This window comes from Methanobrevibacter sp., assembly GCF_045644645.1.
In the GTDB taxonomy this organism is placed as follows: domain Archaea; phylum Methanobacteriota; class Methanobacteria; order Methanobacteriales; family Methanobacteriaceae; genus Methanocatella.
The window spans coordinates 1-12,525 of record NZ_JAZRHE010000121.1 but is presented as its reverse complement, the minus strand read 5'-3'; the positions used below and the strand labels follow the sequence as shown (position 1 = coordinate 12,525).

The following is a 12,525-nucleotide window of genomic DNA, read 5'->3' as shown; positions in this document are numbered from 1 at the left end:
ATTATTACTTTTACGGTGTTGAGTAATAAATATTACTAAAAGTAATACAAAATTCTGATTGAAAAAAAGCACCTCATTTATAAATAAAATGAAATAAAAAATAATAAATTATGCAACTTGTAGCGGATGTTGGAGGCATACCCGGAAAAGATTGTAACGGTTTTTGCAAATACTGTTACTTTAGAAAGGTAAAAGAAATTAAAAGTTTTGGCTGTGCACATTGTTTACCTAATAAAATTGGCTGTGAACGATGCAGTAAGGGAATAAGTGAAACTCAAAGCGAATTCAAAACCCCCTTTGAAGTAATGAACGAAGTGCAGACTGCCATGATGATGAATATGGGCAGAAGAGACATAAGTGCATACATCAGTGGCGGAGGAGATATAAGCTGTTATCCTTATCTTGAAACATTAACTGCCAACTTAAATCAATTTTCTATACCTTCCGTGTTGGGTTATACCTGCGGTAAAGGTATTTCAGACAGCGAAATGGCTACAAGATTAATAAACAATGGAGTGAACGAAGTTTCATTTACTATTTTTTCATCCGACCCCAAACTTCGAAGGGATTGGGTCAAAGACAAACACCCCGAAGAGGCCCTAAAAGCCTGCCAGATATTTTGTGAAAATATTAAATTGACTGGAGCGGCAGTAATCATTCCAGGTGTTAATGACGGGGATGTTTTACGAGAGACCTGCAATTCTCTTGAAGAATGGGGTGCTAAAGGAATGCTTTTAATGAGATTTGCAAATACATTCAATGAAGGATTAATCCTAGGCAATGAACCTATCATTAAAGGAATTGAATCACAACCCGTGGAAGAATTTTCGGAGCTGGTAAAACAAATAAACAGCGAATATAAATTCAGAGTTAGTGGCACACCATTATGCGACCCCGAAACAGGAGGGCCATTTGCAATAGCCAGCGATGAAAATGAAATATTTCTACAATTTATCAAACCGGTGACCGGTGAAGCTACAATCATCACTTCCAAAATTGCAGAACCATTTATTTCCAAAATATTTGACAAATTAGAAGTTGATAGTGTCAATGTCGTTGCAGTTGAAAAGGAAATAGCCTGTCTGATTACAAAAGAGGATTTGGAAAAGCTTGATTTAAGTGAAATAAAGCAAGCTGTGATAATACCCGGAAGATCCTTTGTCCACCAACTAGATGCAGAGAGAATTTTAAGTGCCGATGGCGTTGAAAGGCTCGTTGGCCGTGGCCCCGATACTTTAAGTGTTGACGGTGAATTAAGTATAGACATGACCGATGAGAATGTCATAGAAAGAGAACTGGAACAATTTAATGATTTGGTGGATGCTATAAACTTCTTTGGAATGAGAATAGTAAAATAAAAAAAGAGTTAGTTTGAATCCTCTACAAGAGAACTCTCACTATTGATTTTAACCAAAATATAATCATACATAAATGATTTTTTAATTTCGGCTAATTCTGATAATTTTTTACCATCGATGACTACATCGGCTATCGTATCGGCATATTTATCATAATTTAACTTTACACGAACACCATCCAATTGTGAAGTTACTGGTGTTGGGGAAATAACATCCTTAATTTCCCTAACCTGATTTTCAATTGCATTTTTAACAACAATAGATGGCACTAATGGTGCATCGAGGCTCATTTCACGTTTCTTATCATTCAGAATTTTCTCAATGGTTTCGACTAATTTGTCAAGAGCCCGAATGTCCGGACCCCTTCTTAATCTTCTTGGGATTCTGCCAAGACCTCCGACATATGCATCAGCACCAGGAAGTTCTTCAATTGGGATGTCAGGAGCGCCGGTTACAATAACAGGAACATCAATATCATCATATAAGAATGCTTTTTCTTTAATGCAATTTTCAAAACTGCCCAATGCAAAAATGGCAATATCATGTTCATTGATTAGGCTTTTTTCTTCTTCAGTAATTCCGGATGTGCCTTTACCATCGCCTCTGGCAAGACCAATCATATTATCCTTCGCACCATATTCACGCAAATATTCAGATATATCGCATGCAGCATGAGGCAAATGGTGCCTTGCAAGGGTAGGAGAAACAATTGCTATTTCAGAACCGGCCATAGGAGCAACTGATATTTTTCCAAGCAATTCTTCAGATTTCTTTTCGATTTTATCAACATCTTCCAATGGGACTGCCATGTTCAATACCAATTCCATCTGCTGAATGCTATCCTGAAGAATGAATCCTCCCAAATCCTCAATCAATTCCCTAATTTCTTCACTTTTGTGAACTCCACCAGTAAAGATTAATGTCTCATACATATTAACAACTCTCAAAAATGCAATTATAATAAATAATATTTTAATTTAAATATTATATTAAATTTTCTAAAATCGCATACCTCAACTCAATTTTTTCAAAGGGGTTTTTGGAAATGCTGTTATGTGAGGGTATTTCAACCAAATTTTCTGTTTCTGTTACTTTATCCTTCAAATAATCCGGATAAATTACATACCTAAAGTTTTCAGAGTCAATATTGAATCCCGCATCCAAAACAATATCTTTTAGAAACTCAGAATAAACTTTGACATTAACATCTCTTTTAAAATCTGAATTCAGATATTTTTTAGACAGTTCATATTCCTCAAAAAAGGCCAATATAACCTCATCAGACAATTCTTTTCCGGCGATTTTGGAAACTTCCCTAATGCTTTCAAAAACCTGTTGAGGAGTATTGATTTTAATAGGCACAGCATCCATCTCAACCTTGCTTTCAGACAATAAAATTGCCAAATCCCCATCTTCACTAGTGGGATGTTTGTTTACAACATAATCCGAAACTCCGGCAAGCCTTACAATTTCTTCACACATCGGTGTTGTGACAATTTTCATAAATATTATTATATAATCATTTAATATAAATTACTTCATGAAAGTAACATTGAGCCTTGAGGCAACAACAAGTAATGATGTATCAATAATGGTGGATGCACTTAGAGCAAGCACAACAATAACACTTGCCTTAAACAATTTTAAAAAGATAATACCTTGTTTTTCACTGCAGGAAGCTTTCGAATTAAAAGATAAAATTAATGGAGTAATTGCAGGAGAACGCGGAGGCCAAATGATTCAAGGTGCCGACATCGGAAACTCCCCGCAGGAAGCAGAAAGCTACAAAAGCGATAAGGACATCCTGATATTAACAACCAGCAATGGAACCAGAATACTTGAAAATATGGATTCGACCGTCCTTATTGGATCCATGGTGAATGCAAAAGCCGTTGGCAAAAAAAGTGTCCAAATGGCCAATTCCCATATAGATGTTGTTATGGCTGGAGTAAAAGGCGAATTTGTGCTTGAAGACTTTCTTGCAGCCGGAGAAATTCTTTACTGGATTTGTGAAAATTTAAAGGACTGTGAAATAAGTGAATATGCAAAATCCGCAATATTGGCCAGTAGAGATTATGAAGCCCTTAAAAAAGGATTTCTCACAAGCAGAACAGGCAAACGTTTAACCAAACTCGGACACAAGGAAGATGTTGAATTTTGCCTTTTAAAAAATATTAGCGACAATGTTGCAATCTATGAAAATAATGAAATAACCCTAATTTAAAGATTAAGTTTATATACTCTTATTTCATATAATAATTAGTTAATATAACCAATATAAAGAAGTGTTTTTTTAATGAGACGAGAATGTTTAACAATAATCGGTACTGCCCACGTATCTGAAGAAAGCGTTAATGAAGTAAAAGACGCCATCTATGAACAGCAGCCTGATGTAGTGGCTATCGAGCTTGATAAAAATAGATATGTGCGATTAAAACAGCAAATGATGGGTGTGGAAACAGATGACACCATCTCAGTTACCCAAATCATTAAAGAAAACAAAGTCGGATTATTCTTTACATCCACACTTCTCGGATATTTCCAATCAAAAATAGGTGAAGATGTCGATGTTGCACCGGGATCAGAAATGATCGGTGCAATTGAAGCAAGTGAAGATTTGCAAATCCCCATTGCATTAATTGATAGGGACGTGAATGTAACCTTACAAAGAGCTTTAAATAAAATGGGATTTATGGAAAAAGCTAAATTCGCCTACGGATTGCTGCTTTCAGTCTTTGGATTTGGAGATGAAGAAGACATCGACATTGAAGATTTGAAAAACTCCGAAAAAATTGATGAGCTAATGGAAATGTTCAAAGACGAGGCACCAAGTGTTCATGAAGTTCTCGTGCATGAAAGAGATGCCTACCTTGCAGGAAGAATAATGCAACTGCCTCAGGACAAAGTCATTGCAGTTGTAGGTGCGGGACATAAGCCAGGGATTATGAAATATCTGGATAATCCTGAAACCATTCCTAATTTGAATGATTTAGAAATAATTGATGAAAAGAAAGGAATTCCTTGGGTTAAGATACTCCTAGCCATGATTCCAATACTCTTTGTGGTGATATTTTTTCTGGCATATTTTAGCGGGATAAACATTACAGGAAACATTTACGAATTCATCGTAATAAGTATGATTATGGGTTTCATTGGCTCCATTCTTTCAGGTTCTAAAATTCAATCAGCAATTGTTGGAGGGTTAGTGGCCCCATTAACCATTATCCACCCATTACTTGCGGCAGGCTGGTTTTCAGGCCTAACTGAAGCCAAATATAGAAAAGTCAGACAAAGTGATATTAAAAATCTGGCAAAGATAGAAAGCTTAAAGGATTTATGGCACAATAATATCTTTAGAATATTGCTGGTGGTTGTCGGAACCAATGTTGGAGTTAGCATAGCCACATTAGTAATTTTACCATCCAAAGTCTTCATACCACTGTTCATGAAAATATTTGGCGGATAGTGAAAATTTTATATAATATATTTGAATATACTATAATTACAATTAATTTTAAATGGGAAAATAATCATGTATTTAATATTTCGTTGCGACTGCGGTCGTGCATTATATGCAAAGGAAGGGGTGGCTACACGCAAATGTGTTTGTGGAAAAACCCTAAAAGTAAAATCAAGGCGAATATTTAAAAAAGCTGTTACAAGAGAAGATGCATCTCTCGCAGTTCAAGAAATGCAGGATAAAATATATGGCAACACCGGCTTTCAAAGAGCCAGTGAATTATAACTAGTTTTAATGGTTTGTTAAAAATGATTGGAACGACACTCGAGATAATTATAATATTAATTTTAATAATCTTAACCGGATACTTGTCGATGGCTGAACTGGCTGTTGTATCTGTAAGAAAAGCGAAAATGCAAAAATACTTAGAAGAAGAAAATAAAAGTGCTCAAATCGTCATGGAATTATTAGAAGACCCTAATGAATTTTTATCTACAGTTCAAATCGGAATTTCATTAATTGGCGTCTTGACTGGGGCTTTTGGTGGAGTAACTTTGGCCGAACCTCTCAGCAAAATGATTTCTTTTATACCTTATAGCGAACCTATAAGCCTGGCCATAGTTGTTATCGTCACCACTTATTTAACATTAGTCATTGGAGAAATTGTTCCAAAAGTAATTGCTTTAAATGACCCTGAAAAGGTTGCTTTAAAAGTTGCAAAAAGCATGGTGATTCTTTCAAAAATTTCAAAACCCGTGAGCTTTATCCTTGCAAAATCAAGCAGCTTTCTTTTATGGTTAATGAGAATTGAAAATAGAAGCGATGATGCAGTTACTGAAGAAGAAATTGAATTATTGATTAAAGAAGGAAGAGAAGACGGAACAATTGAAAAAGAAGAAGAAGACATCATCAAAAGAGTTTTCAAACTTGATGACCAAAAAGTTGAAAGCATAATGACTCCTAGAAATGAAATCATCTGGATTGATTTGGATGATGACAGGGATGTGAACAAAGTTAAAATCATAGAAAGCAAAAGATCAATATTCCCGATAGCTAAAGGGGAATTGGATGATTTTATTGGTGTTGTTCAAGCCAAAGACATCTTATCTGCAATGTTCACTGAAGATGAATTTGATGTTTATAAAATTGTAAAAGAACCATTAGTCGTATCAGAAAATTTAGAAACATTAGAATTGCTGAAAGAATTCAAAGAAAACCAGGAATATGTCCACATGTCTCTTGTGGTTGACGAATTTGGAAGCGTTGAAGGTTTAATTACATTAAACGATTTGCTTGAAGGCATTGTTGGTGACATTCCTGGAATTGACGAGGAAGATGAACCTCAAGCAGTGCAAAGATCTGATGGAACCTGGTTGATTGACGGCAGGTATCCGATTGATAAGTTTAAAAAACTATTTGATTTTAAAGATTCATTACCAGATGAGGAAGAAGATAACTATACCACATTGGCAGGGTTTATCCTAAGCATCAGCGGAACAATACCTGAAGAGGAGGACAAGTTCGATTGCGGAAGGTTCATCTTTGAAATCATCGATATTGACGGTCACCAAATCGATAAGATTCTTGTAACTGATTTGGGACCTGAAGAAGAAATAAAAGAGGGCAAATAATGGATGCAGGGATTATAGTTCAAGTCGTCTTATTATTAGTTGGATTTGTATTTTTAATTAAGGGATCCGATTTTTTTGTGGATGGTGCAAGCAGCATTGCTTCCCTTTTAAAAATTCCGACCATAATTGTTGGTTTAACTATAGTGGCATTAGGAACCAGTGCTCCTGAAGCTGCAGTTTCAATTACATCATCACTTGCCGGAAGCAATGCAATGGCAGTAAGTAACGTAATCGGAAGTAATCTGTTTAACATGCTGATGGTTATTGGTATAGCTGCATTGATAAGCAATCTGACAATGGAAAAGAGTGTTTTGGAAAAAGATTTGCCATTCCTTGTCGGAATTACAATATTATGGGCAGTCTTCATAGTCATCGGATGGGACATTACCAATATCGAAGGTATAATCTTACTTATAATCATGATTGCATACATCATATTTTTAGTAATCGACACCAAAAAATCAGGAGGAACAAGTGAAGTTGAAAAACCGAAATTCACACTTCCAAAAAGCATAATCCTCATACTGGTCGGACTTGCCGGAATAGTGCTTGGAGGAGATTTGGTTGTTGACAGCGCTTCAGCCATAGCAATTGCACTCGGAATGAGTGAAACATTAGTTGGTTTGACTATTGTGGCTATAGGTACCTCTTTACCTGAACTTGTCACATCAATTACCGCTATAAAGAAAGGGGAAAATCAGCTGGTCATAGGTAATGTTATCGGGTCAAACATATTCAACATATTGTTTGTACTGGGCGCAAGCAGTGCGATAAGTGCAATTCCGCTTGACTCAAGCATGCTTATAGATGTTCTATTTATGCTATTTGTTACAATATTGTGTTTCATATTCGGTAAGACACAGGAAAAATATGATAAAAGAGAAGGTGCCATCTTAATCTTATTATTTATTGGATATATGGCATTCGCAATTTTGAGAAACTAATCCTCAAAATTGCAATCACTTATTTTTTTTTGCAAAATCGCCCATATAGTTTACCGGTTCTCCATTTTTGGCCCTATAGTAGTACTCTGTAACGGCGGTGAAGAAAACGTCACATGATGAATTGAGTGCAGTTTCAAATGAATCCTGAACAATGCTGATTACAAAGCCGACAGCAACAACCTGCATGGAAATGTCCTGACTGATGCCGAACAAGGAACAGGCAAGAGGTATGAGCAATAATGATCCGCCAACAATGCCTGAAGCACCGCATGCAGCCAATGTGGAAACAAAGCATAAAACAATTGCAATTGAGAAAGGAACTTGTATCCCTAAGGTATAGCAGGTTACAATAGTCATGATAGTGATTGTTATGGCGGCACCATTAGTATTTATTGTCGAACCTAATGGGATGCTTATTGAAAAGAAATCCCTGTCCAAACCAAGCTTTTCGCATAACCTCATGTTGATTGGAATATTGGCTGCCGAACTTCTTGAAAAAAATGCGGTTATGCCACTATCCCTCAAACATGTAAACAACAATGGATAAGGATTGCGTTTTAAAAATAAGTATGAAATGATAGGATTAATCACCAAACCAACGAAAACTATACATCCAACAATCAATAGCAGCAACTCACCATATTCAGTGAAAATGCCCAATCCGCTTTCAGAAACAGAAGTGAAGACCAATCCCATTATCCCGATTGGTGCAAACTGAATAATGAAATTGACAACTTTCGTAATAGAATCAGCAATATCCTCTATTACGTCTTTTGTGGTGTCGCTTGCAACTATCCTCAAGGAAACCCCGATAATAATGGACCAGAACAGTATCCCCAGATATTCCCCTTCAGATAAAGATTTTATCGGATTTGAGAATATGTTCAAAATCATGTCCTTCATTATCTCGCCAAGCCCTTCCGGTGCAGAAGCAATACTAGCGGACGATAGATGAATACCCATCGGGAACATATAACACATCAAAACAGCAACCACCGCAGCTATAAAATTAGTTAACAAAAAGATTATGACAATCGTCCTATATTTAGGACCTATTCCCGATTTTGCTTTGGAAATGGCTGAAGCAACCAAAACGAAAACCAGAATTGGTGCAATAGCCTTAAGGGCAGATACGAATATATCCCCCTAAAAATCCTATTATGGACAGTTGAGGGGCGAAAAAGCCCAAACACCCACCAATAATCACTCCTATCAATATTTTTAAAATAAGACTGGATTCAGTCCATTTCTTAATAATATCCATTTTTATACACACCTTTATTCAGAGGAAATTGATTTTTTTAACTCGCAAGCCTTGCAGATATTTGATGAAGTCGGCTCGCCGCAAACTTCACATTCATTGAGGCTTGTGGAAATATCATTTTCAAAAGTCAAAATCTTTTGAAATGATTCCATCACATTGTTTTTGATGCCAGGATATCTATCTTCATTGACGTTTAAGAACTCTTTAATTTTAGCCCTTAGTGACAGATGAGAATACGGACACTCGTCAAGATGAATATCAATATCATTTAATACAGCCCACATTCCAACTTCCTTTTCGGGAGTATTCCATAAAGGTTTAATTCTTGGAACCAGTTTTGGATGTATGACATCAAGTTCAGGCCCGAATTTGGAGAATTTAATAGTGTCTCCTCTTGCAAAACTCATTAAAAAAGATTGAATTTCATCATCAAGATTATGTCCCGTGGCTATCTTTTCAGCCCCCAATTCATAAGCAGTTTTATTAAGAATATTCCTTCTGAATACACCGCATGGAATGCATGCGCTCTTAAAATCTTGATAAATATCATCCAAAGCAAAGCCTTCTTCTATCTTGAATGACTTTTGAACAAGTTCAACATCCAATTCTTTTGCATTTTTAATGGCCGAATCGATTCCATGTTGTCTGTAACCTTCAATTCCTTCATCGACACTAATAGCCACTAAATCAAAATCTAAAAATCGTTGATAACTCTTCAATGCATGAAGTGTCAAAACACTATCCTTTCCGCCAGACAATGCTACAGCAATCAATTCATTTTCTTTAATTAAATTATAATCAGAAATTAAATTATTAATTCTTGTAAAAATACGTTCATTAAATTCATCTTTGTTTAATTTCACCATTACTAAATTAATTTATACGAAGATAAATAAATAATTTTACCAGGTGAACTTATGATAACATGTGATTTTACGATACTGCCCGTAGGAACTGAAAATACAGAATGTAAAGATTATGTGACTGCTGCTGTCCAGTCAATTAAAGATTCCGGACTCAATTACCAATTAACTGGAATGGGGACCCAAATAGAAGCAGAAAATTTAGGTGAACTTTATGAAGCCATAGCCAATGCCCAAGAGGCTATCTTCGAACTTGGAATCGGCAGAGTTTATACAGTCATAAAAGTAGACGACAGGAGAGACCTGGAAAACAGAACTTTGGATGCCAAAGTTGAAACCGTTAATAAAATGTTAAAATAAGAATTATGTTAGTTTAAAAAAAAACTAACACATTTTTTCAGAAGCTGTTTTGACAGCTTCAATGACCAAATCTAAATCTTCTTTTGTCAAAGAAGGATGTACCGGTAGGGAAATCACATTTTCTGCTGCAATTTCTGCATTAGGACAATCACCATCAAAGCCTAATGACTTATAGATTGGTTGGTTGTACAATGGAATTGGGTAATGAATACCAGTTCCCACACCGCATTCATTAATAATATCCACCCAGTCGTCTCTTTCTCCTTTTTCAACACGGATTGTGTATTGGTGATATACATGTTTTGGGTCATATGCACAGTATGGTGTGATAACACCTTCAACATCTTTTAAACCTTCATTTAAATATGCTGCATTTTCGATTCTTTGATCGTTGAATTTGTCTATTTTATCTAATTGTGCAAGACCAATCGCCGCTGAAATATCAGTCATTCTAAAATTATATCCTATTGCATCGTGATGATATCTAACAGTGGCTCCATGTGCCCTAAATATTTCAGCTTTTTCGGCTAAATCTTCATCATTTGTGGTTATTATCCCACCTTCAGAGGTGGTCATATTTTTAGTTGGATAAAAACTAAAACAGGCTATGTCCCCCATAGCACCAACATTTTTCCCATTGCAAGTTGCGCCATGCGCTTGAGCAGCATCTTCAATAACAATCAAACCATGTTTTTCTGCAATCTCATTAATTTTATCCATATTGGCAGATTGCCCGTATAATTGAACAGGCAAAATAGCTTTAGTATTTTCAGTTATTAATGCTTCAATTGAATCTGGATTTAATGTATAAGTTTTTAAATCAATATCTGCGAAAACAGGTTTTGCACCCGTATAAGCAATTGCATTTCCACTTGCAATAAATGTAAAAGGAGTGGTAATCACTTCATCACCATTACCAATGCCGCAAGCGAGCAATACAACATGTAACGCCGCAGTACCTGAATTGACGGCAACAGCATATTTTGTTCCAATCCAATCAGCGAACTTTTGTTCAAATTCAGCTACCTTAGGTCCTTGAGCAATCATTCCTGATTTTAAAACTTCAACCACATTTTCTATTTCTTCATCACCAATTATTGGTTTTGCAACAGGGACTTTTATTTCAGACACATTCATCACCAAATCTTAGAAATTAGATTATTCATACTAATATTTAAATCTAATAATATTTAAAACATTACATAATCAACAAAAAGATTTAATGAGTGAGAACTAATGGATGAATATAAAATTAAACAAATTGAAGAGGGATTGACAAAAATTGAATTTCCAGAATTTGATAAAGTTTCATCTGATGCACCTGTTTTTTATAATCCTCATATGGAGCTAAATAGAGATTTATCTATTCTTGCAATCCAGGTATTCCAAAAACAAGAAAACAGAAATATAGACATATGTGATCTGTTTGGAGGAAGCGGCATTCGTGGAATACGCTATAAAAATGAAATTGAGGGAGTTGAGAATGTTGCCATCAACGATATAAGTGAATTGGCCAACGAATATGAAAAACACAATATCGAATTGAATAATCTAGAGGATATTGAAGTCTATCAGCACGATGCCAGCATGTTTCTAAGGATGAAACGGGGGGAATTTGATGTGATTGATATTGACCCATTCGGAACACCCTCACCATTCTTGGATTCGGCAGGATACTGTGCTCGCAGAAACTCTTTATTGTGCGTTACCGCAACTGACACTTCGGCATTGTGCGGAACTTACAAAGAGCCATGTATTCGCAAATATAATGCCAAACCATATAAAAGTGAATACTGCCATGAGAATGGAATCAGAATTTTGGCAGGTTTTGTAGCACTCACCCTTGCAAAATATTCCAAATGCATTGATATAAAAATGTCACACAGCACTGAACATTATATGAGATTATATATAAAAGTTGAAAAGGGTTCAAAAAAGAGTGATGAAACGTTAAAAAACATCGGATATATAAGCCATTGCAGCAAGTGCCTGCACAGACAGACAAGCAAAGGATTGGCCAGCGCTGTTGATGAAATCTGTCCTGTCTGTGGTGAAAAATTGGTTCATGCAGGCCCGCTTTGGCTAGGAGATATTCAGGATAAAGAGTTTATCCAAAAGATGATAGATGAAAGTGAACATAAAAAAATTAACACTGAAAAACAAGCTTTAAAATTATTGAATTATTGTCTTCAAGAAGCAGATGCTCCTGCAACATTTTTTGACATCCATACAGTCTGCAAATCTTTAAAAATAAGTGCTCCTAAACTTGATTTAATATTTGAGGAAATGAAAAATCGAGGATTTATAGCCATCAAAACACATTACAATCCACTAGGCATTAAAACAGATGCAAACATTAATGACCTAGAAAAAATTTTAATTAACTTGTCAAACGAATACTAATTTTTAATAAATATAAAAAAATGTCTTAAATTATAATCGAAATTATGAAAATTATAACAAACATAAAAAAAATTAGAATAATATCATATTAAAACTGAAAATTATTTTCATCACTAAAAGAAATTATACTGAAATAATATATAAACTTTTAAATATAATAAACAATTAAATAAGTTTATACATACTCAAACTAATTTTACAAATAAATTAGTTTATTAATATGAAGTGATTATAATGGTAAA

14 protein-coding genes are annotated in these 12,525 nt (G+C 35.2%); 8 read left to right on the top strand and 6 right to left on the bottom strand.

Translation table 11 applies throughout. The features are described from left to right. Nucleotides 1-110 precede the first annotated feature (110 nt). On the top strand, nt 111-1,358 hold the full coding sequence (gene mmp10 / locus ACKI4K_RS06795; protein ID WP_407423536.1) for a methyl coenzyme M reductase-arginine methyltransferase Mmp10: 1,248 nt from the start codon (nt 111-113) through the stop codon (nt 1,356-1,358). 8 nt (nt 1,359-1,366) lie between these two features. Here the strand turns inward: mmp10 and ACKI4K_RS06790 are convergent, their stop codons facing one another. Beyond that, nucleotides 1,367-2,290 (bottom strand): methanogenesis marker 7 protein, encoded by a 924-nt coding sequence (locus tag ACKI4K_RS06790; protein ID WP_407423534.1) that lies wholly within the window; start codon nt 2,288-2,290, stop codon nt 1,367-1,369. 52 nt (nt 2,291-2,342) lie between these two features. Next, nucleotides 2,343-2,861, bottom strand: coding sequence for a hypothetical protein (locus tag ACKI4K_RS06785; RefSeq protein WP_407423532.1), 519 nt, complete (start codon nt 2,859-2,861; stop codon nt 2,343-2,345). A 37-nt stretch (nt 2,862-2,898) separates the two neighbouring features. Between ACKI4K_RS06785 and comB the strand changes: the two genes are divergently transcribed. The 5 genes from comB (at nt 2,899) to ACKI4K_RS06760 (ending at nt 7,393) form a co-directional block, all read left to right on the top strand. After that, a complete protein-coding gene (comB, locus tag ACKI4K_RS06780; RefSeq protein ID WP_407423530.1) occupies nt 2,899-3,582 on the top strand; it encodes a 2-phosphosulfolactate phosphatase in 684 nt (227 codons plus the stop codon). A 72-nt stretch (nt 3,583-3,654) separates the two neighbouring features. Beyond that, nucleotides 3,655-4,824: a TraB/GumN family protein gene (locus ACKI4K_RS06775; protein WP_407423528.1), complete on the top strand. Its 1,170-nt coding sequence runs from the start codon at nt 3,655-3,657 to the stop codon at nt 4,822-4,824. Between the two features lie 66 nt (nt 4,825-4,890). Then, entirely contained in the window at nt 4,891-5,103 is a 213-nt protein-coding gene (locus ACKI4K_RS06770; RefSeq protein WP_407423526.1) for a DUF1922 domain-containing protein, read from the top strand. A 23-nt stretch (nt 5,104-5,126) separates the two neighbouring features. After that, nucleotides 5,127-6,449, top strand: a complete 1,323-nt coding sequence (locus ACKI4K_RS06765) for a hemolysin family protein (RefSeq protein ID WP_407423524.1) — start codon at nt 5,127-5,129, stop codon at nt 6,447-6,449. Further along, nucleotides 6,449-7,393, top strand: a complete 945-nt coding sequence (locus ACKI4K_RS06760) for a calcium/sodium antiporter (protein WP_407423522.1) — start codon at nt 6,449-6,451, stop codon at nt 7,391-7,393. The genes ACKI4K_RS06765 and ACKI4K_RS06760 overlap by 1 nt, the downstream gene beginning before the upstream one ends. A 15-nt stretch (nt 7,394-7,408) precedes the next feature. Here the strand turns inward: ACKI4K_RS06760 and sstT are convergent, their stop codons facing one another. From sstT to ACKI4K_RS06745, 3 genes are read right to left on the bottom strand one after another with little or no spacing between them, the layout of a single operon-like run. Next, complete coding sequence (sstT, locus tag ACKI4K_RS06755) at nt 7,409-8,485, bottom strand: serine/threonine transporter SstT (protein ID WP_407423520.1); 1,077 nt, start codon at nt 8,483-8,485, stop codon at nt 7,409-7,411. 28 nt (nt 8,486-8,513) lie between these two features. Beyond that, nucleotides 8,514-8,657, bottom strand: a complete 144-nt coding sequence (locus tag ACKI4K_RS06750) for a hypothetical protein (RefSeq protein WP_407423518.1) — start codon at nt 8,655-8,657, stop codon at nt 8,514-8,516. Nucleotides 8,658-8,671: 14 nt separating this feature from the next. Beyond that, nucleotides 8,672-9,523: a TIGR00269 family protein gene (locus ACKI4K_RS06745; protein ID WP_407423516.1), complete on the bottom strand. Its 852-nt coding sequence runs from the start codon at nt 9,521-9,523 to the stop codon at nt 8,672-8,674. 51 nt (nt 9,524-9,574) lie between these two features. On the opposite strand from ACKI4K_RS06745, the gene ACKI4K_RS06740 reads away from it, so the two are divergent. Then, entirely contained in the window at nt 9,575-9,880 is a 306-nt protein-coding gene (locus ACKI4K_RS06740) for an MTH1187 family thiamine-binding protein (RefSeq protein WP_407423515.1), read from the top strand. 24 nt (nt 9,881-9,904) lie between these two features. Here the strand turns inward: ACKI4K_RS06740 and ACKI4K_RS06735 are convergent, their stop codons facing one another. Then, nucleotides 9,905-11,011: a DegT/DnrJ/EryC1/StrS family aminotransferase gene (locus ACKI4K_RS06735; protein WP_407423513.1), complete on the bottom strand. Its 1,107-nt coding sequence runs from the start codon at nt 11,009-11,011 to the stop codon at nt 9,905-9,907. Between the two features lie 105 nt (nt 11,012-11,116). Between ACKI4K_RS06735 and ACKI4K_RS06730 the strand changes: the two genes are divergently transcribed. Then, nucleotides 11,117-12,283, top strand: coding sequence for a tRNA (guanine(10)-N(2))-dimethyltransferase (locus ACKI4K_RS06730; protein WP_407423511.1), 1,167 nt, complete (start codon nt 11,117-11,119; stop codon nt 12,281-12,283). Nucleotides 12,284-12,525 lie beyond the last annotated feature (242 nt).